Source organism: Asanoa ferruginea, from assembly GCF_003387075.1.
GTDB lineage: Bacteria > Actinomycetota > Actinomycetes > Mycobacteriales > Micromonosporaceae > Asanoa > Asanoa ferruginea.
This window is the reverse complement of sequence record NZ_QUMQ01000001.1, coordinates 8472636-8494597: the sequence shown is the minus strand read 5'-3', so window position 1 is coordinate 8494597 and position 21962 is coordinate 8472636. Positions and strand designations below refer to the sequence as shown.

Sequence of the window (21962 nt, the reverse complement as noted above, 5' to 3'; positions counted from 1 at the left end):
GGTCACGTGACCGCCCGCGGGTCGAACCCCGCCCTCACGGCCGCCGGTCAGGTGACCGCCCGCGGGTCGAGCCTCGGCCTCACGGCCGCGGGCGTGGTCGCCGGTCATGTGACCGCCGGATAGCCGGACGCCGTCGCGATCGCGTCGAGTTCGGCCCGCAGGGTGTCGGCGGCCGGGTAGTCGCCGTCGCGCTCCAACAGCAGTGCCGGTGGTCGGCGCCGCGCGCAGAGGGCCGAGACCAGGTCGAGCACCGGCTCCGGCACCGGGTGGGTGTGCGTGTCGTGGTAGATCCCGCCGGCTTCCGCACCCCCCGCGACGTGGCAGTAGGCGACCCGGTCCAGCGGCAGCGCGTCGAGCAGCTCGAGCGGGTCGGTGCCGCGGTTGCGGGCGTTGGCGTACACGTTGGCGATGTCGAGCAACAGCAGCGCGTCGGTGCGCTCGAGGATCTCGGTCAGGAAGTCGGCCTCGGTGAGGTCGTCGTCGGGCCAGTCGAAGATCGCGGCGATCGGCTCCAAAGCGATCGGGACCGGAAGATCGGCTTGGGTACGCGCGACGTTGGCCACGACCGCGTCGACCGCCTCGCGGCTGCGCGGCAGCGGCAGCAGGTGCCCGGCCTCGACCCCTCCGGCCCGGACGAACGCGATGTGCTCGCTGACCAGCGGCGCGTCGAGCAGCTCGGCGACGGCGGCGAGGTGCCTGACCCGGTCGGCGTCGACCGGCTCGGCGCCGCCCAGCGAGAGCCGCACGCCGTGCGGGATGACGGCCACGTCGCGGGCCCGCAGCGCGGCCAGGCCGGGTGGCACCGGCGCGTCGGCGTGCACCGACTCGGCGACCACCTCGACGAAGCGCAGCCCGGGCAGCTCGGCGACGAACCCGGCGATCTCGGGCCGCCAGCCGATGCCGACGCCGTAGGACGTCATCCGCCGCACCCGCCGCCGCCTCCACAGCCGCCACCGCCGCCGCAGGAACTGCCGCCGCTGCACGAACTGCCGCTGCTGCCACCGCCGCACGAGGTGCCGCTGCTGGTGCCGGCCGAGCCGCTGACCGCCCGGTTGATCTCGGCCTCGGCGGCGAACGCCGGGTCGACCATGTAGAGCGTCGAGGCGCCCCACAGCGCGATGCCCATCGCGGCCGCTCCCGCGCCGTAGGTCGCGTAGCTCGGCGACTGTCCGGGTGACAGGTGGTTGTGCTCGATCCGCAGGCCCACCAGCGCGGTGTCGCCGGCCTTCGTCCGGGTCTTCGCCCGGGCGAGGCTGATCAGCATCCAGACGACGGTGACGATCACCAGGATGGTGAGGAAGTCGACCGGCCGGTCGTTGGCCATGCCGGCCGAGATCCGCGCGCCGCCGAGCACAGCCACCGGCAGGAGCAGCAGCGCGGCCAGGTGGGACTGCCGGCGTTGCCCGTGGGACAGCAACAGCCCGCTGCGTTCGAGGTAGGCCCGGATGTCGTCGAGGGCGCTCGCCACCCACGGGTCGCCAGTCAGGTCGCGGGTCCGCAGCCGCTTGCCTGCGGCGTTGTAGACCGCCGTGTCCAGCGGCGTCGACCCGGCCGGCAGCGGCCCGGTCGGCAGCAGCGTGCGGTCGGGGTTGGCGCCGATCGCCCCGGCCCGGCGCAACCCGCCGAGCGCGCTGTAGGTGGTGAGCTGCCGGCCGCCGTTGAGGAACGCGACCTGCTCCGGGGTGAGCCGCTGCCACGGTTCGGTGTGGCCGCGCGCGAGCCGCGATCGCACGATCGCCGTGGCGACGATGGCGAGCACCGCCAGCGCCAGGTAGATGCCGAGGAAGCCGGGGCCGGAGATGCCCCAGGTGTCGCCGGGTGCGGCCAGTGTCATCGTGGACTCCCGTTTTCGCAGGGCGCTTGCGCCCATTGTGGATTGACCCCGCCATCGGGGCCGAATTCGGTCGCGATCCCGACGCCGCGGCGGGTCATCCTCCGCACCCGCCTCCGCCACAGCCGCCACCGCCGCCGGATCCGCCGCCGGACCCGTAGCCGGCGGCTCCGGTGCCGGAGCCCGTGGCGAACGGGCCCGGCGGGTAGCCGGCCGCACCGGACACGAGGGCGTCCGACGCGGCGGTCCAGGGTGCCTCCGCCGCGACGGCGAAACTGGGATCGAGCAGGAACAGCGCGGAGGCGCCGAAGAGCGCGACCCCCATCGCGGCCTTGGCCGGGTCGTAGGTCCGGTAGCTCGGGTGATGAGCGGGGGCGAGGTGACCGTAGCGGGCCCGGAGCCGAAGCACCGCCGTGTCGCCGGCCTTGGTGCGCCACGGCGCCGACGCCAGCAGGCTGGCGATCAGCCAACAGGCCGACGCGACGAGCAGGAGGATGAGGATGCCGGCCGGTCGGTTGGCGCGAGCACCGGCGGCGACTCGCACGCCGCCCAACACGATCACCGGCAGCAGGATGAGCGCCGCCGCACGGTAGCCCCAGGAGCTCGTGCGAGAGACCAGGAGCCGGCCGCGCTCCAGTTCCACGCGCAGGTCGTCGAGTGCCCGCTGGACGGACGGGTCGCCACTGAGCCGCGCCACCCGCGTGCCGTCACCTGCCGCGGCGTGCACGGCGCGGTCCAGGTCTCCGGCGCCGGCCGGCAGCGGCCCGGTCGTCCGCGGTCCGCGGCCCGGACGCGGTCCGACGGCGCCGGCCCGGTGCAGCGCGGCCAGCGCGGCGTACACCGCGAGCCGGCGGCCACCCGCGAGGAATGCCACCTGCCGCGGGTCGAGCTTGTCCACGTCAGGGTTGGCATCGCCGCGCCTGATCGCCACCCGCAGGAGCCACGTGACCAGGACGGCGGCGGCGGCCAGCACCAGGTAGATCACCAGGAAGGCAGGGCCGGGAATCCCCCAGGTGGACGAGGCGATCGTCATCGGGGCTCCTCCCCGTCGGCGCCGTTTCGCCCATTGTGGAGTCGCCGGGCCACCGTCCGTAAGGCCGTCCGGAGCCGTTATAGGTAACGGTGAGCTATGGCGTGCGGCCGGCGCGGCGGACCGCTTCCTCGACCAGGTCGAGCACCCGGCCGAGGTCGCCGGCCGGGCGGCCCATGGCCAGGTGCAGCACCAGGCCGTCGTAGGCCAGCTCGAGGAACTGGGCCAGCACGTCGAGGTCGACGTCGTCGCGCAGCACGCCGGCGGCGCGCTGGCGGGCGAGGCGGTCGCGGGTGGCCTCGGCGATCGCCGCGGAGTGCATGGCCCAGCGCTTGGCGAACTCCGGGTCGGTGCGCAGCCGGCGGGAGACCTCGAGCTGGCTGCCCAGCCAGCCGGTGGTGTCGGGCGAGGCGGCCTGGTCGAGCAGGTCGCGCATCACCTGGACGAGACCGTTGCGGGCGACCGTGGCGACCATCGCGGCGGCGTCGTCTTCCGCCACGGCGAGAAACAGGGAGTCCTTGTCACGGAAATGGTGGAAGATCGCGCCCCGGGACAGCCCGGTTTCCTCTTCCAGGCGCCGCACCGTGGCACCCTCATAGCCATAGCGCGCGAACGCGGCGCGCGCCGCCGTCAGAATCTCGTGGCGGCGGGCGTCGAGCTGGTTCTGGCTCACGCGGGGCACGTGTCGATCGTGTCAGGTGGCCCTCCGTCATGCAATCCGTACGTACGGCTTGCGTGTCACGGTCAAACCAACGTCACGGCCGCGGCCCCACCAGCAACGCCTGCGCCCCCTGCCCGACCGGCCCGTGTTCGTCGTAGAGCAGGGTCGTCGCCAGCCCGGTGCCGCCCTCGGACAGCGTGGTGCGGGCCCGCACGCACATCCAGTCGCCCACCGGCGGGCGGTGCAGGTGCACGGTCAGCTCGGTGTTGATGAACCACCAGGTGGCCATGTCGAGCACCCGGCTCAGCCCGTTGCCCGAGTCGGCCAGGGCCACCAGCCGCTGCGCCGGCGACATCTTCTCGCCCGCCACCAGCGGGATCCGCGGCCGGGCCCAGACCAGCGCCGGGCCGGGCTTCTCGAAGTGCCCGGAGATGAACCGCCACTCGACGGCGCCGAGGTAGCCGATCCGCCAGGCCGGGTCGGCGAACGCGGTGGCCACCGACGGCCGCATCGGCGCCGGGTCGTGGTGTGGCCGCGCCGGTCGGGGCAGGTCGAGCTCGGTGCGCCGGATCCGCCAGCCGCGGGCGACCATCACCGCACGGCCGCCGGCCGACGCGGTCGCCTCGACCAGCTCGACTGAGCGGCCGGGCCGCAGCACCTCGGCGGTAACGGTCAGCTCCGCGACCGGCACCGCGCCGAGGATGTCGACGGTCAGCCGGGCCAGGTGTGCCTCGCCGGTCACGGTGCTGGGCAGCGCCTCGATGGCCCGGACCAGCAGTGCCGACGGCGGGCCGGCGTGCTGGAGCCCCGGACCCCAGGGCCCCTGGGTGTGCTGGGTCGACTCGAACCGGGACGGGTCGCCGGTCGGCCGGTAGAACGAGTCATCCACGGCACCGATTCTCGCCGTAGGATGCCGCCGTGGACACCCCGCCGGCGACTCCGTTGCCGGTTGCCGCTGCCCAGGCGACTCCGGCGCCCGGCGATATCGCACACAACGCGTCGCTCGCGGCCCGCCTGGTCGGGCAGGCCGCCGACGCCGGCGCCCGGCTCGTCGTCCTCCCCGAACTGTTCCTCTGCGCCTACCACCCGCCGACCCTGCACGCCGATCCCGCCGCCACCGACCTGGCGGCGGGGGAGGCCGGCGAGATCGACGACGGCCGCCTTGACCCGCTGCGGGTCGCGGCGCGCGAGCGCTCCGTCGTGGTCGTCGTCGGCGCGTCCGTGCGCCACGGCGACGGCCGGCGCACCTGCTCGGCGGTGCTGGTGGAGCGGACCGGCAAGACCGTCACGGCGTACGACAAGCAGCTGCTCTGGGGTCCTGAGGAGAACGCGCTGTTCACCCCCGGGACCAGCGGTGCCACGCTGCTGGTCGACGGCTGGCGGCTGGGGCTGGGCATCTGTTACGACGGCTGTTTCCCGGAGCATGGCCGGGCCGCCGCCGACGACGGTGCGCACGGCTACCTGGTGCCCAGCGGCTACGTGGTCGGCTCGGCGCACCGGCGCGACGTCTACTACGCCGCCCGGGCCCTCGACAACACGATGTACGTGGTCTTCGCCAACTCGGTCGGCGGCGATCCGGACTGGTCGTTCAACGGCGGTGCGGCGGTCTACGACCCGGAGGGCCGGCCCCTCGTCCGGGCCGCCGACGAGGGTGAGTCGGTCGTCGTCGCGACCCTCGACCCGGCCGAACTGGCTCGCGTGCGGGCCGCCCACACGATGCTCCGCGACCGCCGTGAGCTGGGCGAACGCCGCATTCTGTCAGCCAACTGACGCATCTCTGTTACAGGCACCACTTGACTTCCTGGCTTCGTCGGTTGCATGGTTAGTTACATGAGTAATGAACCAACGAGGCCAGATGGATGACGACCGCCCGATCTTCGTCCAGATCGCGGAGCTGATCGAGAACTCGATCATCGACGGGACGCTCGCGGAGGAGACCCAGGTGCCGTCCACCAACGAGCTGGCGGCGTTCCACCGGATCAATCCGGCGACCGCCGCCAAGGGGATCAACCGCCTGGTCGATGACGGAATTCTCTACAAACGCCGGGGAATCGGAATGTTCGTGGCAACGGGGGCTCGCGAAACGCTCCGGGAGCGTCGCCGGCTCGACTTCTCCACCCAGTACGTGCGTCCGCTCATCGAGGAGGCCCGCAAGTTGGGCATCGGCACCGATGAGCTCAAGAAACTGATCGAAACGTGGGAGGACGTCCGATGACCGTGGTGACGGCATCCGGCCTGACCAAGCGGTACGGCGACGTGACCGCGCTCGACGACGTGAGCTTCACGCTGACGGAGAACGTCATCTACGGTCTGCTCGGCCGCAACGGCGCGGGCAAGACCACCCTGATGCAGCTGATCACCGGTCAGAACTCGGCGACCTCGGGGGAGCTGCGGCTCTTCGGCGAGCACCCCTACGAGAACGAGCGCGCCCTGCAGCAGGTGGTCTTCGTCAAGGAGAGCCAGAAATACCCGCAGGCCTACAAGGTCTGGCACGTGCTGAGCCTGGCCAGCCACCTGTTCCCCAACTGGGACAAGGACTTCGCGGAGTCCCTTGTAGACGACTTCAAGCTGCCCCGCAAGCGCGACGTGCGCAAGCTGTCCCGCGGCATGCTCTCCGCGCTGGGTGTCACGGTCGGCCTCGCCGCACGGGCGCCGCTGACCTTCTTCGACGAGCCCTACCTGGGCCTCGACGCGGTGGCCCGGCAGTTGTTCTACGACCGGCTGCTGGCCGACTACGCCGAGCACCCGCGCACGGTCGTGCTCTCCACCCACCTCATCGACGAGGTCGCCGACCTGATCGAGCACGTGCTGCTGCTCGACGGCGGCAAGCTGGTGCTCGACGCCGACACCGAGGAACTGCGCGGCGAGGTGATGGACGCGACCGGCCCGGCCGGGGCGATCGACGAGCTGGTCACCGGGCGCGACGTGCTGCACCGGCAGCAACTCGGCGGCACGGTCCGGGTCACGGTCCGCGGCGCGTTCGACAACGCCGAGCGGTTGCGCGCCAAGAAACTCGGCATCGACCTGGAGCCCGTCTCGCTCCAGCAGGCCGTCGTGCGCCTGACGATGGAAAGGACCGCCGCGCGATGAACCGCATCCTGGAAGCGACCCGGCTGCACACGATCGTCTGGAAGCAGACGATGCTGTGGCCCTGGGCGATCATGGGCATCTCGTTCCTCGTCAACATCCTGATCTTCGCCTCGATCGGCGACGTGAACCGCTCGGGTGGCAACACCACCGGCGGGCTGGCCAGCATCTACTCGGTCGTGGCGATCGTGGGGGCGATCGTGATCAACCAGGTGTTCCCGTTCGCGCTCGGCATGGGCATCACCCGGCGCACCTTCTACCTCGCCACGGCGCTGGTGATGGTGGTGCAGGCATTCGCGTACGCCATCGTGCTCTATTTCTTGAAGCTCATCGAGGGTGCGACCGACGGCTTCGGAGTCGACCTGCGGTTCTTCCGGGTGCCGTTCGTCGACGTCCACAACGGATTCCTACAGATCCTGGTGTACGCCGTTCCGTTCCTGTTCGTCAGCTTCCTGGCCATGTTCGCGGCCACCACGATCGTGCGTTGGGGCAACAACGGCTTCTTCGCCGCCGGTGCGGCCGCGCTGCTGGTCCTGGGCCTGCTCGCCGCGCTGATCACCTGGCAGGGCTGGTGGCTCGCGATCTGGCACTGGCTGACCGACCAGTCGGCCGCCAGCCTGCTGGTGGGCTGGCCCGCGTTGATCGCCGGAATCGCCGCTCTCGGGGGGTTGGCGGTGATCCGTCGGGCCAATGCCTGACGCCCGCCGCCACGGCGATCGCCGGTCCGCCAACCGCGGCCGGCGATCGTCTGTAGCCAGCCCAAGATTGTTTACATTGCGGGGGTTTTGAGAGATCGGCGCTGTCCCGTACTGTGCGCGAGTGCCCCTCATGTTCCTCGACCTGGACAACACTGTTCTGGACCGCACAGGTGCCTTCCGCACCTGGGCCGAGGGGTTCCTGACCGGGATCGGGGCGCCGCCACCCGACGTCGACTGGCTGATGTCGGTCGACGCCGACGGGCTGACCGACCGGTGGGACATCGCCGACCAGATCCGCGACCGCTACCGGCTGAGCACTTCGTCGGTCGAGTTGGTCGACGAGATGCGCGAGGGCGTCGTGGCCAACAGCCGGCTCGACCCGCTGGTCGCGTGCGCGCTGCGGATCGCCGACGACGCGGGCTGGGTGCCGGTGCTGGTGACCAACGGGGCGACCCGGCAGGAAGACACCACCATCCGGCGTACGGGCCTCGACCGCTACGTCGCCGACTGGGTGATCTCCGAAGAGGTCGGCGTCAGCAAACCCAATCCGCGCATCTTCGCGCTCGCCGCGGAGCGGGTCCGGATGCGGATGCGCGGCGCGTGGGTGGTCGGCGACAGCCCGGAGACCGACATCGGCGCGGCGGCCGAGATGGGCCTGCCCAGCGTCTGGCTGCACCGCGGTCGCCGCTGGATGGAGTCGCGCTTCGAGCCGACCGCCACGGCCGGCGGGTTCCTGCCCGCGATGGCCGCCGTCCTCGCCGGATAATTCGGTTGCGTCGCCGGCTCCGTGCCGGGAGACTCCCGAGCTAGTTGGAACCAGACCAGCCCGCGCCTGACCCGCGCCGGCCGGTCATCGAGATGGAAGGGGTGAGTCCTGTGGCTGTCGTTGTCGCTCGCTTCTCGCTGCCTTCCTCTTCCTTCTCGATCCAGGAGTTCCTCCGTTGCGTGAGCACGAATTCGAGCCGGCACCGCGTGGCCGTTCCGGCAAGCGTCGTTTCGACGACGACGATCCGCAGTTCCTGAAGCGCGCGCGTCACCAGACGCCCGTCGCCTTCGACACCAACGCCGACACCGACACTCCCGAGACCGGCGACGCCTGGTCGACCTGGGACGACGCCCTGCACGGCCCGAAGCCCCGCCCTGACTGGGTGGTCACCGAGCTGGCGGCGATCGATGTCGAGCTGGGCATCCTGAAGACGGGCAAGGAAGCCGACGTCTTCCTGGTGCGGCGCGGCATCCCCGACACCGATCGCAGTTGCCTGCTCGCGGCCAAGCGCTACCGCGAGCCGGAACACCGGATGTTCCACCGCGACGCCGGCTACCTCGAGGGCCGCCGGATGCGGCGGTCCAGGGAAAACCGGGCCATGGCCGGGCGTACGTCGTTCGGCCGGCAGCTCATCGCCGGCCAGTGGGCGGCGGCCGAGTTCGACGCGCTGTCCCGCCTATGGGAGGTCGCCACCAGCTACGGCGCGATCTCCGTGCCGTATCCCGTGCAACTCCGCGGCACCGAGCTGATGCTGGAGTTCATCGGCGACGCCGCGGAAGGCCTGGCCGCGCCGCGGCTGGCCCAACTGCGCCCGGAGCCGGCCGAGCTCAAGTCGCTGTGGGATCAGCTGATGGACGCGCTGACGGTGCTGGCCCGCACCGGTTTCGCCCACGGCGACCTGTCGCCCTACAACCTGCTGGTCAACGACGGCCGGCTGGTGGTGATCGACCTACCGCAGGTGATCGACGTGATCGCCAACCCCAACGGGCCGGCGTTGCTGGCCCGCGACGTCAAGAACGTGACGAACTGGTTCGCCGCCCGCGGCCTACCCCAGGACCACGACGAGATCACCCGCCGCCTGCTCGACGAGGCCGGCGTCCGTTGACGGCCGGCACCGGTGCGGCCGCTTCCCGCACAACCGGGAAGCGGCCCGCGCCGCGCCCACTGCGATCCGGCCGCCGGCCCGGGCTAGCCTGGCCAGGCCGCTGCTGGTGATCGCGACGCTGTCGAGGAGGAACCGATGGGCGCCATCCGCCCCTGGCACCTGGTCGTCCTGTCGTTCTGCTGCCTCGGCTCCACCGCGATCATCGCCGCCGCGGTCCTCCTGGTCGTCCGCCGCCGCAAATAGCAGGATCGTCAGATCCGGCCGGCGGCCATGTCCATCAGGCGGGCCAGGACGCGGCCGCGGGAGACGGCGCTGCCGTCGTGTTCGTACTCGTTGGTGACCCAGACCTTGGTGTTGCCGACCTCCCGGGCCGTTTCCAGTGAGAGGTCCGCGTCGACGTACATGTCGTCGAAGTAGACGACCGCCGCCACGGGGACCTCGTTGGCCGCCAAGCGCGCCGGGTCGTAGAGGTCCGGCCAGTCGTTGGCCTCGGCCAGCAGGTCGGCGGCGCCGGCGAACGGGCGGAGCGCGGCGATGTCGCGGAACATCCAGGGATACATCATCTCGCCGGTGAAGAGCAGCGGCGTGGCGTCGGCGGCGAACTCGTCGCGGTCGCGGATCAGGCGGTCGGCGGCCCAGCGGGTCGGGCGGCCCGACTGGGCGTAGCAATACTCCTGCAGCGCGTAGAGCGGCGAGTCGATGAAGCCCGTGCGAGTCATCACCTCGTGCCGGAACAGGTCCGACAGCGAGTCGCCGTGCCAGGCGTCGTCCAGCAGCCAGTGCAGCCGCTCGTAGCCGTCGCCCATGCCGAAGGCGCTGCCCAGGAAGCGGAAGCGGTCGACCGTCAGCCGGTCGCCGTCGGGCAGGCGCACGTCGGTGTCCCGGAGCACGTCGGCGACACGGCGGATCGCCGCCACGTCGTCGGGATAGCGGGCGTAATAAGCCGCGTTCTTCGCCGCCACGCGCGGGTAGGTCCGGGCGTACACGTCGTCGGCCGTCGCGTGCAGGCCAGCCAGGCCGCCGGTGACGTAGCAGGCCCGCAACCCCTCCGGCGCCAGGCTGAGATAGGTCAGCGTGACGAAACCGCCGTAGCTCTGGCCGAGCGACTCCCACTGGCCGTCGCCGAGGAGGCGGTGTCGGATCAGCTCCGCGTCACGCACGATGCTGTCGGCCCGGAACAGGCGCAGGTAGTCGGCCAGCGCGCGGTCGGTCATCCCGGCGACCGTGCGGGCGCTGATCGGGGTGCTGCGGCCGGTGCCGCGCTGGTCGAGCAGCAGCACCCGGTGGGTCTTCAGCGCGCGGCCCAGCCAGCGCTCGTCAGCAGCCGACGGCCGGGGTGACTTGCTGCCCGGGCCGCCCTGGAAGAAGACCAGCCAGGGCAGGTCGTCGCCGGCCCGGTCGGCTGCCACCACCTCGCGGGCGAAGACCTCGATCGTGGGGCCGCCGGGCGAGGCGTGGTCGAGCGGCACCGTGAACGTGTGGTCGGTCAGCGCGAGACCGGGGATGCGGATCACCGAGCCAACGCTACGGGATCTCCACCGCGATCTCCTCGCCCAGCTCGGCCCCGCCCTCTAGGCGCAGCTCGTCGCCGCTCCAGAAGCGGCCCGGGTCGTACCAGTTGGGTCGCTTCCCATCCGGCAGCAGGCCCATCGCCTCGTAGGTGACCGCGACGACCTCGGCGCAGTAGGCGGTCTCCAGCCGCGCGTCGCGTTCGGGGGATGGGGAGCTGACCTGCTTGTCGCCCGCGAAGAAGCCCGTGCGCAGGTCGGGCACCCGGCCGCGGGCCCAGCGCCAGGCCAGCCGGGCGGTCGACGGGAACGGGGTGCCGTCGAGCCGGGCCACCGTGCGCAGCACCGCGTTCTCCATGTCGGCGGTGACCGGCGTCTGCAACTGGCGCAGCCAGGCCCGCTGGCCGTAGCGGCGGCCCCAGAGCAGCACCGCGGCGCGCAGGTCGTGCAGTTGGACGCCGCGCTGGAAGCTGCCCGTCCAGTGGTCGCGCAGCGACTTGCCCAGCTCGGCGTGCCACATCAGGGCCGGCAGGTCTTCGATCACCACCGACATGCCGACGTGGTTGACCGGGCTGTTGGTGGCGATCCGGATCGCGCGGTCGGGGACGGAGCTGCCGCGAAAGAGCCACACGTCGCCCGTGCGCGCCAGCTCCACCGCCGCATCGAGGGTGATGGCCATGCCATTACCCTATGTGGAATGCGGTGGTGGAAGGTGCTGGGCGTGGCGGGGCTCGTCGGAGTAGCGGCGACGGGCGTGGTGGTGGCGCGCGCCGAACGGAAGCGGCGGGCCTACACGCCCGACGAGGTCCGCGACCGGCTGCGCCAGAAGCTCGCGGAGACCGAGGTCAGCTGATCGCCGGCACGCCCTCGACGTCGTCGACCAGGTCGTCTTCGTCGACGGCGCCCTTGCGCTTGAGCGCGATCGGGTCGCAGACCACCGTCACGCGGTAGGACAGCGCGACGTTGGAGAGGATCTCGCCGCGGATCCACAGGCAGATGCCGACGCCGTCCTCACCCTCGGGGTGGTCGTAGAACTCGACCTCGGGGCTGGTCAGCGCGCCGAGCAGGCCCTGGGTGCGGCGATCGGTGAGAGCGACCTGGAGAATGCCGGCCGTGACCTGCACCTCGACGCTGTCGAGCTCGTCGGCGTCATACCAGTGGGTGTCCGGGAGAAAGAGCCGGGTGTCGACCTGCCGGCGGGAGTATTCGCCGCCCATCAGGCCGGTCTCCGGGTCGGGCTGGTCGCCGATCCAGGCCACGCCGACATAGTCGGTGCGCAGTCGCCGATCCTCGGTTTCGAAGTCCGTCACCAGGACGTCGATACGCGGCTGCGGCTGAAGATGCACGTCGGTCACGCGCCGCACGATAGCACCGGCCCCGGGTTGACCGGAAAACAAGACGGACGTACGGTTTAAATGAATGCGGTTAGCCGAACCTAATGCCGGCCCGCGGAGCCAGTTGCGAAACACTGGGGCATACACAGGCGGAGAAGGAGTACGACGTGGCGAGCCTCGACACCTTCGGTGCGAAGAGCCAGCTACGCGTCAACGACGCGAGCTACGAGATTTTCAAGATCACGACGGTCGAGGGGCACGAGCGGTTGCCCTACAGCCTCAAGATCCTGCTGGAGAACCTGCTCCGGACCGAAGACGGCGCCAACATCACCGCCGACCACATCCGGGCGCTGGCCGGCTGGGACGCCGACGCTGACCCGAGCGTGGAGATCCAGTTCACCCCGGCCCGGGTGCTGATGCAGGACTTCACCGGCGTGCCCTGCGTGGTCGACCTGGCCACCATGCGCGAGGCGGTCCGCGAGCTCGGCGGCGACGCGACCAAGGTCAACCCGTTGGCGCCGGCCGAGCTGGTCATCGACCACTCGGTGATCGCCGACCTGTTCGGCCGGGAAGACGCGTTCGCGCGCAACGTGGAGCTGGAATACCAGCGCAACCGCGAGCGCTACCAGTTCCTCCGCTGGGGCCAGACCGCGTTCAACGAGTTCAAGGTCGTGCCGCCCGGCACGGGCATCGTGCACCAGGTCAACATCGAATACCTGGCTCGCACGATCATGGAGCGCAACGGCCAGGCCTACCCGGACACGGTCGTCGGCACCGACTCGCACACCACGATGGTCAACGGCCTGGGCGTCGTCGGCTGGGGCGTGGGTGGCATCGAGGCCGAGGCCGCGATGCTGGGCCAGCCGGTGTCGATGCTGATCCCGCGGGTGGTCGGCTTCAAGCTCTCCGGCGAGATGCCGGCCGGCACCACGGCGACCGACCTGGTGCTGACCATCACCGAGATGCTGCGTAAGCACGGCGTGGTCGGCAAGTTCGTCGAGTTCTACGGCCCCGGCGTGGCCGCGGTGCCGCTGGCCAACCGGGCCACCATCGGCAACATGAGCCCGGAATACGGCTCGACCATCGCGATCTTCCCGATCGACGCCGAGACGATCAAATACCTGACGCTGACCGGCCGCGAGGCCCAGCAGATCGAGCTCGTCGAGGCCTACGCCAAGGAGCAGGGCCTCTGGCACGACCCCGAGCGTGAGCCGGCCTACTCGGAGCGCCTCGAGCTCGACCTCGGCACCATCGAGCCGTCGCTCGCCGGCCCGAAGCGCCCGCAGGACCGCGTACCCCTGGCCAGTGCGAAGCCGATCTTCCGCTCGGTGTTGACCGACTACGTCAGCCAGTCCGGTCCGGCCGACGAGGCCTCGGAAGAGTCCTTCCCGGCCAGCGACCCGCCGGCCAACGAGGTCGACGACCCGGCCGACCAGCCGACCGACTACGAGTCGGCCGCGCGCGGCGCCAACGGGCGGGCCTCGAAGCCGGTGCGGGTCACCGGCGACGACGGCACGGAATACGAGCTCGACCACGGTGCCGTCGTGATCGCCGCGATCACCTCCTGCACCAACACGTCCAACCCGCAGGTGATGATCGGCGCCGCACTGCTCGCCCGCAATGCCGTCGACAAGGGGCTCAACCGCAAGCCGTGGGTGAAGACCACGCTGGCGCCGGGCTCCAAGGTCGTCATGGACTATTACGAGCGGGCCGGCCTCACGCCCTACCTCGAGAAGCTCGGCTTCCACCTGGTCGGCTACGGCTGCACGACGTGCATCGGCAACTCCGGCCCGCTGCCGGAGACGATCTCGGCCGCCGTCGCCGAGCACGACCTGTCGGTGGTCTCGGTGCTGTCCGGCAACCGCAACTTCGAGGGCCGGATCAACCCCGACGTCAAGATGAACTACCTGGCGTCGCCGCCGCTGGTGGTCGCCTACGCGCTCGCCGGCTCGATGGACGTCGACCTGGTCAACGAGCCGATCGGCGTCGGTGCCGACGGTAAGGACGTCTACCTCAGCGAGATCTGGCCGTCGGCCGCCGAGATCGAAGAGGTCATCGGCCGGGCGATCGCGAGCGAGATGTTCACTCGCGACTACGCCGACGTGTTCGCCGGCGACGAGAAGTGGCAGAGCCTGCCGACCCCGAGTGGCGACACGTTCGCCTGGGACGGCGAGTCGACCTACGTGCGCAAGCCCCCCTACTTCGAGGGCATGGCGCGCGACCCGCAGCCGGTGGTCGACATCCACGGCGCCCGGGTGCTGGCCAAGCTCGGCGACTCGGTGACGACCGACCACATCTCGCCGGCCGGCTCGATCAAGGCCGACTCGCCCGCGGGCGAATACCTGGCCGCCCACGGCGTGGCCCGGCACGAGTTCAACTCCTACGGCTCGCGGCGCGGCAACCACGAGGTGATGATCCGCGGCACGTTCGCCAACATCCGGCTGCGCAACCAGCTCGTGCCCGGTGTCGAGGGCGGCGCTACGGTCAACCACCTCGACGGCTCACAAACAACGATCTATGACGCTTCTGTGGCGTACGCCGAAGCGGGTGTGCCGTTGGTCGTTCTCGCCGGCAAGGAGTACGGCTCGGGCTCGTCCCGTGACTGGGCCGCGAAGGGCACGATGCTGCTCGGCGTGCGCGCGGTGATCGCCGAGTCCTACGAGCGGATCCACCGCTCCAACCTGATCGGCATGGGCGTGCTGCCGTTGCAGTTCCCGCAGGGCCAGACCGCCGAGTCGCTCGGCCTGACCGGCACGGAGACGTTCGAGTTCACCGGCGTCGAGGCGCTCAACGACGGCTCGACGCCGCGCACGGTCAAGGTGACCACCGACACCGGCGTCTCTTTCGACGCGGTCGTCCGGATCGACACACCGGGCGAGGCCGACTACTACCGGCACGGTGGCATCCTGCAGTTCGTGTTGCGCAAGATGCTGGAGAGCTGACGGCTTAGGGCCCCCTGGATCACAGGGGGCCCTTCGCTGTGCAAGGCTCGATGCTATGGACGACAAGACCGTGATGAGCCGGATCAACGACTTGGTAACCGAGGAGCACCAGCTCCGCACCCAGGTGCAGTCCGGCCAGATCTCCTCCGACGACGAGCGCCAGCGCCTGCGCGACCTCGAAGAGTCCCTGGACCAGTGCTGGGACCTGCTACGCCGCCGCCGGGCCGCCCGCGCGGCCGGTGCCGACCCCGACGCCGTGAACGCGGAGCCGATCTCCGAGGTCGAGGGCTACCTCCAGTAGCGGTTATGCCGCCGGTGCGGGCTGGATGAGTTCGAGCAGATTGCCCTCCGGGTCCTTCACGTAGGCGAACTTCATCCCAGCCCGCACCGCGTCGGCGGGCGCCGAGACCTCCCGGGCGCCGGCGTCGAGCACGGTCGCGAACGCCGCGTCGAGGTCGTCGACGTAGACGGCCCAGTGGAAATACCCCTGGGTTCCGGCGCCGTCGTAGGGATCGGCGAACTCCTGCGCTGCCGAACCCCCGCGCTCGATCAGCTCGATCTTCAATCCGTTTTCGGCGCGCAGGATCGCCGTGCGGATGTGTGCGGCGGGCATCTCGACGGTTTCCTCGACCTCGGTGAGGCCGAGCGCGGCGGCGTAGAAGCGGCGCTGGCGGTCGAGGTCGGCTACGGAGAGCCCGACGTGGTCGAAGACCGGCATGGTGCCTCCCTCGTGTGGTTAATGACGCTAACCAGGTTAGCGCCATTAACCATGCCCGCCAAGTGAATGACGTTAACCTTGGGCATGCCCAGCACACGGCCGTCCGGCCAGCATCACGGTGACCTGCGCAACGCCCTCCTGGCGGCGGCCCTGGACCTGGTGGCCGAGCGGGGCGCTCAGGGTTTCACGCTGGCCGAGACGAGCCGCCGGGCGGGCGTCAGCGTCGCGGCGCCTTACAAGCACTTCGCCGACAAGGACGCGCTGTTGGCCGAGTTGGCCCGGCTTGGCTACGAGCAGCAGCACACGCGCTTCGCCGCCGCCATGGCCGGCTCGGACGACCCTGCCGAGCAGCTGGCCGCGTTCGCCGCCGCCTACGTGCAGTTCGCTTCGGACAGCCGGGCGCTGTTCGAGATCACCTTCGCTGGCGGGCTGGACAAGGCCGCCTATCCCGACCTGGCACTCGCCGGAGACCGGGTGCTGGCGCTGCTGCGGGAGCCGGCCGCGCGGCTGGCCCCCGATCCGGATGAGGCGCTCGACCTCGTGCTCGCGGTGGGCGCGACTGCGCACGGGTTCGCGGCCTTTCTCGCCGAGGGCGTCTTCGGCGACCCGACGTCGTCACTAGAGTCGGCCAAACGCCGCGCCCGCGCCGCGGCGCTCCGACTCGTCGTCAGCGACGCCTGACAGCTCCTTAGTGGCCCTTGAACGCCTCGGCGAGCCACCATGAGCCGCCGTCCGAGACGATTTTCGCGTCGACGACGAGCGGGCGGTTGGGCTTCGATTCCAGCCAGGTGGTGATGCCGCGCAGGTCCGCGGTGGTCCGGACCGTCAGGCCCTGCGCGCCGAAGCCCGTCGCCAGGGCAGCTATGTCGGTGTCCGGGAACGTGACCGTGCCTAGGTCGGCGTCTGGGCCGAAGTGGTGCACCTCGGCGCCGTAGGCCGCGTCGTTGTAGATGACGCAGAGCAGCGGGAGGCCCAGGCGCACGGCGGTCTCGAGTTCGGCGATCGACATCAGGAAGCCGCCGTCGCCCGAGGCCAGCACCGGCAGCCGGTCGGGTCGGGCCAGCGCCGCGCCGATCGCGGTCGACAGACCCAGCCCGATCGACTGGAACGCCTGGGTGAAGCAGAAGCCGAACTCGTCGGGCACCCGCAGATAGGCACTTGGATAGCCCATGAAGTTGCCGGAGTCGATCGAGACGATCCGCTCGGCCGGCAGCAGCGCGTCCAACTCGCGGCTGAGCGTGCGCGGGTCGATCCGGTCGCCGGTCGAGAGGTCGTCCGTCGGCTCGTCGTTCCAGCGTCCGGTGCTGGCGATGCGGTCGGCGATCTCCTGGGTGCGGTAGCCGCCGCGGCCTTCCAGGACCGCGATCAGCGCCTCGGCGGTCGCGGCGCTGTCGCCGACCACGCCCAGGTCGATCGGGCGGTGCACGCCGAGCGCGGCGCCGTCGAGGTCGACCTGGGCGACGGTCGCGTCGTCGGCGATCAGGCGGCCGTGGCGCATCGTCCACATGTTGAGGGCGCAGCCGAAGCCGACGATCAGGTCGGCCTGGGAGATCAGGGTCGCCGCGGTGGGCGAGGCGAAACCGCCGGAGATGCCCAGCGCGTAGGGGTCGCCCTGGAACAGGCCGTTGGCCACCGCCGACGTGGCCAGCAGCGAACCGGTGAGCTCACCAAGGCGGCGGAGTTGCGGCCCCGCGCCGCGGGCACCCCGGCCGGCCACGATGACGGGCCGCCGGGCCTGCTGGAAGAGAGCGGCGAGCGCGGCGACGGCTTCCGTCGTGGGCTGGACCGGTGCGAGACCTGGCCCTGCCTGCCGCGGTTGCCCGCCGGCTTCCTGAGCCTGCACGTTGAGCGGCAGGTTGAGCACCACGGTGCGGCGCTCGTCGCGGGCCCGCCGCCAGGCCCGGACCGTGTCCTCGACGGCGGACTCACCACTGTGGACCCGCTCGGCGATGGCACCGAGGCTCTGCGCGAACCCGGACTGGTCCATCGCGAAGTTGGACGTGGCGCCGGCCGCTTCCGCGGCCAGCACCACCAGCGGGGTGCGGCTCTTGGCCGCCTCGCAGATCCCGGTCGCGGCGTTGGTGAGGCCGCAACCCTGGTGCACGGAGAGCAGGGCGACCTGACCCGACATCCGGGCGTACGCGTCGGCCATCGTCGCGGCCCCCGCCTCGTGCCGGGTCGCGGTGAATGGGACACCGGCCGCCCGCAGGGCGTTGGTCACCCGGAAGTTGCCGCTGCCGACGACGCCGAAGCAGTGCCCGACGCCGAGCGTGGCCAGCGTCTGGCCGACCACGTCGGCAACGGTGCCGGCCATGGCTAACGACCGTCCACAAGGGCCAGCACGCGGGTCGGGCTGCCGGTGCCGCCGACGATCGGCAACGGTGCGACGACGAGCAGCGCGCCCGTGGCCGGCAACTGTGCGAGGTTTTGCAGCGAGGTGATGCCGTATTTGTCGTTGCCGAGCAGGTGGAAGTGGGCCGGGAACGGCGGCTCGAGCCCACCCGCGTTGCCCGCGTCGATGCCGACGGTCTCCACGCCGAAGCCGGAGATCGGGGTGTTCTTCGCCAGCCACTCGGCGCAGGCCGCGGTCATGCCGGGCGTGTGCGAGCCGTTCTCGTCGACGTTGAGGAACTGGTCCTGGTCGTGCGCGTATTGGTCCCAACCGGTGCGGTAGAGCAGCCAGGTGCCCTCGGCGAGCGCGCCGTGCTCGGCGATCCACGCCTCGACGTGGTGCACGTCGAGCAGGAAGTCGGGGTCGGCCGACGCTTCCGCGCTGAAGTCCATCACCGCGGCCGGGCCGACGAGCCGCGACGGCGGGATCTGCGAGACATCGTGGCCGTCGCGGCCGGTGACCCAGTGGACGGGCGCGTCGAGGTGCGTACCAATGTGCTCACCGGTCGTGATGTTGTGGTGTTTCCAGAACGGCCCGGGCGCGTCATAAGCGCTGACCTGCTCGAGGCTGAAATCGACCAGGTTGGCGAACGGCTCCGGCAGGCGCAGCGTCGGCGTGCTCGCCGACAGCGGGTTGGTGAGGTCGACGACCCGGATCGTGCCGGATCCGAGCGCGGCGACCAGATCTGCGACAGAGGTCATGGCAGGCGCCCTTCGATGATCTTTCTGGCCATGGGCGACATCCTGCCACCACCCGCCGACATAACCACCCCCAAGAACGGCGAATGTCTTGATACATTCGCCGTTCTCGCTGAACGGAAGGAATGCGGATGACCAGCACGGGGGATGAGTCGGAAGCTGAGCCAACGGATCCGGACAATGGGTGGGGCGCACTGTCGAGCGCCTTCGACGAGCAACCTCCACCGCCGGGTCGCAGCCGCACCGGCGTGATCGCCGGGGTGATCGTGGGCGTGCTGGTGCTCGGCGCGGCCGCCGGCGTGGCCGGCACGGCCTTCGTGCTGCGCTCCGACGACACCAGCGCGTCGGCGTCCGGCCCGACGTCACCTCCGGCGACGGGCGGCCGCAGCGCGACCGCGAAGCCGACGCCGACCGAGGAGCCGCCGCAGGAAGGGCCGCAGGCCAGCGCTTATCCCGCCGAGGAGATCCACGATCTCAACCGGGTGTGCGACGAGGACGTCTACTATCCACAGTCGCCGAAACGCGCGGGCAAGGCCCCGCACCCGATCGTGCTGCTCACGTCGGACAATCCTGGCTTGCGCTCGCAGGACGGGACCTACTACCTCGACGAGGGCACGTCCAGCAAAGCCGAGCAGACCTGGGCGGCCGACCACCCCAAGAAGGTGCAACTCGTCGCCTGCCTCGATCGGGTCAGCACCGGCTCGAAGATCCGCACCTGCAAGTTCGACGACCCGAAGCCCGACACGCTGACCCTGTTCCGGTCTTCGTGGCGGCTGCGCGTCTACGAGGTGGCAACCCGCCGCCGGCTGCTGGACAAGCGCATGACCGGCGACGACCAGGCCTGCCCCTTCGTCACCCTCTACGGCCCGGACAAGAAGATCTACGCCAAGGTCAGCGACCGAGCGGCAATCCGCGCCCTGCGTGGCTTTGTCAACAAGTGACGAAGCGACGCCGAGGGGAAGACGAGTGTCCTGCTACATTCGCGCTTCGCTTCAATGGGAGGAACGCGGATGACAGGCACGGGGGCCGAATCCGAGGCAGGACAACCGGATCCGACGCCGGATCACACGCCGGATCACACGCCGGGGTGGCCGCCACCGGCCGACCCCGGCTGGGCCGGCATGTCGGCGGGCTTCGACGGGCCACCCGCGGAACCCCGGCGCAGCCGCGTCGGCCTGATCGCGGCGGTGATCGTCGGCGTGTTGGTGCTAGGTGTGGGCGCCGGCGTGGCCGGCACGATGGTCCTGCTCAGGTCAAACGAGACGGCCGCGGCCGACGCGTCCCCACGACCGGCGATCGGTCGCGGCCCGTCCACAGAGCCCACCCCCACCGAAGAGGCGGCCCAAGAGGGGCCGGTGGCCAGCGAATATCCGGCGACCAAGGTCGATGATCTCAACCGGGTGTGCGACGAAGAGGTCTTCTATCCACAGTCGCCGAAGCGCTCCGGCAAGGCACCGCATCCGATCGTGCTGCTCGTCTCGGACACCCCGCACGTGCGTTCCCAGGACCAGGGCTATTACTACGACGAGGGCCTTTCCACCAAGGACAAGCAGACCTGGGCAGCGCAGGACGCCAAGAAGGTGCAGCTGGTCGCCTGTCTCGACCGGGTCAGCACCGGGTCGAAGATTCGCGCCTGCAAGTTCGACAACCCGAAGCCGGACACGCTGACGCTGGCCCGAGCGACGTGGCGCCTCCGCGTCTACGAGGTGGCGACCCGCCGCCAGCTCCTCGACAAGCGCATGAGCGGCGACGACCAGGCCTGCCCGTTCGTCGCGCTCTACGGTGCCGACAAGAAGATCTACGCCCCGGTCAGCGCCCGCGCGATGCTCAACACCCTGCGCGGCCTCGTCACCAAGTGACCGCCGTCGAGGGTGCGGCCGACGTCCTTCGCCGCGTCTACTCCGCCGCCTCGGTCGGCTCGGCGATCCAGGCGGAGAAGACCGGGAGCGAGAGCCAGGCCGCGCCCTCGGTGATGTCGGGCTGCCAGCCGTCGCGCCATGGGCGGTCGGCCAGTGCCACCACCGCGTAGGGGTGGCCGAAGCGCAGCTCCGCCGTCCGCCGGACGCCGTCCTGCGGGATCGGCATGCTGACCCCGGCCATCATCGCCGAGATGGCCGCCGCCTCGAAGCCCAGTCGCGTGTAGCGGGCCATCGCCACCTGCCGAGCCTCGTGCCACCCGTCGGGAATGCCCAGCGCGTGTTTGGCCGCGGCCGCCGCGGCGGGGATGCCCAGATCAGCGCGGTTGAGGTCGTGCCGGCTGAAGACCGACCACGCCGGCAGCACCGCCTGGTGGAGTTCCTCGCGACCGCCCGGCGCCGCCGTCTGCACCCGCTCCTCGGTGATCGTCCACAGCGGACCTTCGCCGAGCGGCAGGTCGAACAGCGAGCGCCGGTCGACCGCGCCGCGGGTGGCGGAAGCGACGGCCAACTCGTAGGCGGCCGCGATCACCTCGACCGGCGGCGTCCCAGGCTGCGCGATCACCGACGTCACCCGCAGCCCCTCGGTGGCATACCCGGTGTGCACCGCCACGTCGCCGATTCCCGGCACCCGGGCGACGTACGCGTCGTGCCCATGTGAAGGGGTTTCCAACACCTGGCCGACGGCCTCGCGCCATGGCGACGTCGCGCCGAGGCGGGTGGCCGGGACCAGCGTGAACGGGCGGGCCCAGGAGACCCGGGTGGCCAGTGCGGTCACCAGCAGGAGCAGCGTCTCCGGGCGGATCTGGAGCGGCATCTCCTTGATCAGGCCGAGCGTGTGCTCATGGGCCCAGGAGTCGGCCTCGGCCTGCGTCGGCAGCGGCCCGGTCTCGACCGTCGCCGGCAGTTCCGCGATCCACTCGTCGACCGCGGGGATCGGCGGGCCGGCCAGCCACAACGCCGCGGCGGACAGGACCGCCGGGTGCGGGTCGTCGAGCAGCGCCGTCGCCAACTCGCGGGCGGTGATCAGCTCGACGCCCAGGGCCCGCTCCAGGTCTTCGGCGACCTGGCCGCCGACCGTGGCCGCGGCCGGTGCGCACAGCGCACCCAGCAGCCAGGCACCGAGCGGCGAGGCGACGTGGTGCCGGTCGCCGGCGGGAGCGTGCAGCAGCGTCGCGTAGCGGGCCAGCGGCGCGCGCAGGTCGACGGCGGTGGTCATGTCGTCCACTCTGCCAGGCTCCGCGGGTTTGCGCGGGCGTCGCAGCGGCAACTTATC

24 protein-coding genes are annotated in these 21962 nt (G+C 71.0%); 12 read left to right on the top strand and 12 right to left on the bottom strand.

Translation table 11 applies throughout. From position 1 onward, the window contains the following. Window positions 1–104: 104 nt before the first annotated feature. The 5 genes from DFJ67_RS39570 to DFJ67_RS39550 form a co-directional block, all read right to left on the bottom strand. Entirely contained in the window at window positions 105–920 is an 816-nt protein-coding gene (locus tag DFJ67_RS39570; protein ID WP_116077197.1) for an MbnB/TglH/ChrH family RiPP precursor modification enzyme, read from the bottom strand. Beyond that, entirely contained in the window at window positions 917–1834 is a 918-nt protein-coding gene (locus DFJ67_RS39565; protein WP_116077198.1) for a TIGR04222 domain-containing membrane protein, read from the bottom strand. Before DFJ67_RS39565 ends, DFJ67_RS39570 begins: the two co-directional genes overlap by 4 nt. A 94-nt stretch (window positions 1835–1928) precedes the next feature. Beyond that, window positions 1929–2864, bottom strand: coding sequence for a TIGR04222 domain-containing membrane protein (locus tag DFJ67_RS39560; protein WP_116074472.1), 936 nt, complete (start codon window positions 2862–2864; stop codon window positions 1929–1931). Window positions 2865–2958: 94 nt separating this feature from the next. Further along, window positions 2959–3543: a TetR/AcrR family transcriptional regulator gene (locus DFJ67_RS39555; RefSeq protein ID WP_116074470.1), complete on the bottom strand. Its 585-nt coding sequence runs from the start codon at window positions 3541–3543 to the stop codon at window positions 2959–2961. Window positions 3544–3616: 73 nt separating this feature from the next. Further along, window positions 3617–4411, bottom strand: a complete 795-nt coding sequence (locus DFJ67_RS39550; protein WP_116074468.1) for a thioesterase family protein — start codon at window positions 4409–4411, stop codon at window positions 3617–3619. Between the two features lie 29 nt (window positions 4412–4440). Here DFJ67_RS39550 and DFJ67_RS39545 point away from each other — a divergent pair, with 29 nt between their 5' ends. The 6 genes from DFJ67_RS39545 to DFJ67_RS39520 all read left to right on the top strand — a co-directional run bounded on the left by DFJ67_RS39545 (window position 4441) and on the right by DFJ67_RS39520 (window position 9178). After that, complete coding sequence (locus DFJ67_RS39545; protein WP_116074466.1) at window positions 4441–5292, top strand: carbon-nitrogen hydrolase family protein; 852 nt, start codon at window positions 4441–4443, stop codon at window positions 5290–5292. Between the two features lie 85 nt (window positions 5293–5377). Beyond that, complete coding sequence (locus DFJ67_RS39540; protein ID WP_116074464.1) at window positions 5378–5737, top strand: GntR family transcriptional regulator; 360 nt, start codon at window positions 5378–5380, stop codon at window positions 5735–5737. Further along, window positions 5734–6612, top strand: coding sequence for an ABC transporter ATP-binding protein (locus tag DFJ67_RS39535; protein ID WP_116074462.1), 879 nt, complete (start codon window positions 5734–5736; stop codon window positions 6610–6612). The genes DFJ67_RS39540 and DFJ67_RS39535 overlap by 4 nt, the downstream gene beginning before the upstream one ends. Further along, window positions 6609–7307, top strand: a complete 699-nt coding sequence (locus tag DFJ67_RS39530; RefSeq protein WP_116074460.1) for an ABC transporter permease — start codon at window positions 6609–6611, stop codon at window positions 7305–7307. The genes DFJ67_RS39535 and DFJ67_RS39530 overlap by 4 nt, the downstream gene beginning before the upstream one ends. 121 nt (window positions 7308–7428) lie before the next feature. Continuing rightward, a complete protein-coding gene (locus DFJ67_RS39525; RefSeq protein ID WP_116074458.1) occupies window positions 7429–8073 on the top strand; it encodes an HAD family hydrolase in 645 nt (214 codons plus the stop codon). A 175-nt stretch (window positions 8074–8248) separates the two neighbouring features. Then, window positions 8249–9178 carry a serine protein kinase RIO gene (locus DFJ67_RS39520; protein WP_116074456.1) on the top strand — a complete coding sequence of 310 codons (930 nt, stop codon included), beginning with the start codon at window positions 8249–8251 and terminating at the stop codon, window positions 9176–9178. A 251-nt stretch (window positions 9179–9429) separates the two neighbouring features. On the opposite strand, the gene DFJ67_RS39515 is transcribed toward DFJ67_RS39520, so the two are convergent. Together DFJ67_RS39515 and DFJ67_RS39510 are read right to left on the bottom strand one after the other, a co-directional pair. Then, window positions 9430–10692 (bottom strand): alpha/beta fold hydrolase, encoded by a 1263-nt coding sequence (locus DFJ67_RS39515; protein ID WP_116074454.1) that lies wholly within the window; start codon window positions 10690–10692, stop codon window positions 9430–9432. 10 nt (window positions 10693–10702) lie between these two features. Next, window positions 10703–11365, bottom strand: a complete 663-nt coding sequence (locus tag DFJ67_RS39510) for a hypothetical protein (RefSeq protein ID WP_116074452.1) — start codon at window positions 11363–11365, stop codon at window positions 10703–10705. An 18-nt stretch (window positions 11366–11383) separates the two neighbouring features. On the opposite strand from DFJ67_RS39510, the gene DFJ67_RS43110 reads away from it, so the two are divergent. Beyond that, a complete protein-coding gene (locus tag DFJ67_RS43110; protein ID WP_170216171.1) occupies window positions 11384–11539 on the top strand; it encodes a hypothetical protein in 156 nt (51 codons plus the stop codon). Here the strand turns inward: DFJ67_RS43110 and DFJ67_RS39505 are convergent. Then, window positions 11532–12041: a hypothetical protein gene (locus DFJ67_RS39505; RefSeq protein WP_116074450.1), complete on the bottom strand. Its 510-nt coding sequence runs from the start codon at window positions 12039–12041 to the stop codon at window positions 11532–11534. The two genes, DFJ67_RS43110 and DFJ67_RS39505, sit on opposite strands and share 8 nt — an antisense overlap. An 83-nt stretch (window positions 12042–12124) precedes the next feature. Between DFJ67_RS39505 and acnA the strand changes: the two genes are divergently transcribed. Both acnA and DFJ67_RS39495 read left to right on the top strand, forming a co-directional pair. Continuing rightward, complete coding sequence (acnA, locus tag DFJ67_RS39500) at window positions 12125–14962, top strand: aconitate hydratase AcnA (RefSeq protein ID WP_147315787.1); 2838 nt, start codon at window positions 12125–12127, stop codon at window positions 14960–14962. Window positions 14963–15017: 55 nt separating this feature from the next. Next, window positions 15018–15263: a DUF2630 family protein gene (locus tag DFJ67_RS39495; protein WP_116074446.1), complete on the top strand. Its 246-nt coding sequence runs from the start codon at window positions 15018–15020 to the stop codon at window positions 15261–15263. A 3-nt stretch (window positions 15264–15266) separates the two neighbouring features. Here DFJ67_RS39495 and DFJ67_RS39490 read toward each other — a convergent pair whose 3' ends face one another. Further along, on the bottom strand, window positions 15267–15680 hold the full coding sequence (locus tag DFJ67_RS39490) for a VOC family protein (protein ID WP_116074444.1): 414 nt from the start codon (window positions 15678–15680) through the stop codon (window positions 15267–15269). Window positions 15681–15764: 84 nt separating this feature from the next. Between DFJ67_RS39490 and DFJ67_RS39485 the strand changes: the two genes are divergently transcribed. Further along, the gene (locus DFJ67_RS39485; protein WP_116074442.1) at window positions 15765–16361 is read left to right on the top strand and encodes a TetR/AcrR family transcriptional regulator; all 597 of its coding nucleotides are present in this window, start codon (window positions 15765–15767) and stop codon (window positions 16359–16361) included. Window positions 16362–16368: 7 nt separating this feature from the next. Here DFJ67_RS39485 and DFJ67_RS39480 read toward each other — a convergent pair whose 3' ends face one another. Both DFJ67_RS39480 and DFJ67_RS39475 read right to left on the bottom strand, forming a co-directional pair. Further along, window positions 16369–17994, bottom strand: coding sequence for a thiamine pyrophosphate-binding protein (locus DFJ67_RS39480; protein WP_116074440.1), 1626 nt, complete (start codon window positions 17992–17994; stop codon window positions 16369–16371). 2 nt (window positions 17995–17996) lie between these two features. Then, a complete protein-coding gene (locus DFJ67_RS39475) occupies window positions 17997–18773 on the bottom strand; it encodes a cyclase family protein (protein WP_116074438.1) in 777 nt (258 codons plus the stop codon). A gap of 128 nt (window positions 18774–18901) precedes the next feature. Between DFJ67_RS39475 and DFJ67_RS39470 the strand changes: the two genes are divergently transcribed. Further along, window positions 18902–19711, top strand: coding sequence for a hypothetical protein (locus DFJ67_RS39470; protein WP_147315786.1), 810 nt, complete (start codon window positions 18902–18904; stop codon window positions 19709–19711). A 69-nt stretch (window positions 19712–19780) separates the two neighbouring features. Then, entirely contained in the window at window positions 19781–20629 is an 849-nt protein-coding gene (locus DFJ67_RS39465) for a hypothetical protein (RefSeq protein ID WP_116074434.1), read from the top strand. Between the two features lie 37 nt (window positions 20630–20666). On the opposite strand, the gene DFJ67_RS39460 is transcribed toward DFJ67_RS39465, so the two are convergent. Beyond that, complete coding sequence (locus DFJ67_RS39460; RefSeq protein WP_116074432.1) at window positions 20667–21905, bottom strand: hypothetical protein; 1239 nt, start codon at window positions 21903–21905, stop codon at window positions 20667–20669. Window positions 21906–21962: the final 57 nt, after the last annotated feature.

Coding starts and splice junctions, on each gene's coding strand:
- DFJ67_RS39570 (WP_116077197.1), bottom strand. CDS start 920: ATGACGTCCTACGGCGTCGGCATCGGCTGGCGGCCCGAGATCGCCGGG.
- DFJ67_RS39565 (WP_116077198.1), bottom strand. CDS start 1,834: ATGACACTGGCCGCACCCGGCGACACCTGGGGCATCTCCGGCCCCGGC.
- DFJ67_RS39560 (WP_116074472.1), bottom strand. CDS start 2,864: ATGACGATCGCCTCGTCCACCTGGGGGATTCCCGGCCCTGCCTTCCTG.
- DFJ67_RS39540 (WP_116074464.1), top strand. CDS start 5,378: ATGGATGACGACCGCCCGATCTTCGTCCAGATCGCGGAGCTGATCGAG.
- DFJ67_RS39535 (WP_116074462.1), top strand. CDS start 5,734: ATGACCGTGGTGACGGCATCCGGCCTGACCAAGCGGTACGGCGACGTG.
- DFJ67_RS39530 (WP_116074460.1), top strand. CDS start 6,609: ATGAACCGCATCCTGGAAGCGACCCGGCTGCACACGATCGTCTGGAAG.
- DFJ67_RS39510 (WP_116074452.1), bottom strand. CDS start 11,365: ATGGCCATCACCCTCGATGCGGCGGTGGAGCTGGCGCGCACGGGCGAC.
- DFJ67_RS43110 (WP_170216171.1), top strand. CDS start 11,384: ATGCGGTGGTGGAAGGTGCTGGGCGTGGCGGGGCTCGTCGGAGTAGCG.
- acnA (WP_147315787.1), top strand. CDS start 12,125: ATGCCGGCCCGCGGAGCCAGTTGCGAAACACTGGGGCATACACAGGCG.
- DFJ67_RS39495 (WP_116074446.1), top strand. CDS start 15,018: ATGGACGACAAGACCGTGATGAGCCGGATCAACGACTTGGTAACCGAG.
- DFJ67_RS39490 (WP_116074444.1), bottom strand. CDS start 15,680: ATGCCGGTCTTCGACCACGTCGGGCTCTCCGTAGCCGACCTCGACCGC.
- DFJ67_RS39485 (WP_116074442.1), top strand. CDS start 15,765: ATGCCCAGCACACGGCCGTCCGGCCAGCATCACGGTGACCTGCGCAAC.
- DFJ67_RS39480 (WP_116074440.1), bottom strand. CDS start 17,994: ATGGCCGGCACCGTTGCCGACGTGGTCGGCCAGACGCTGGCCACGCTC.
- DFJ67_RS39475 (WP_116074438.1), bottom strand. CDS start 18,773: ATGACCTCTGTCGCAGATCTGGTCGCCGCGCTCGGATCCGGCACGATC.
- DFJ67_RS39470 (WP_147315786.1), top strand. CDS start 18,902: ATGACCAGCACGGGGGATGAGTCGGAAGCTGAGCCAACGGATCCGGAC.
- DFJ67_RS39465 (WP_116074434.1), top strand. CDS start 19,781: ATGACAGGCACGGGGGCCGAATCCGAGGCAGGACAACCGGATCCGACG.
- DFJ67_RS39460 (WP_116074432.1), bottom strand. CDS start 21,905: ATGACCACCGCCGTCGACCTGCGCGCGCCGCTGGCCCGCTACGCGACG.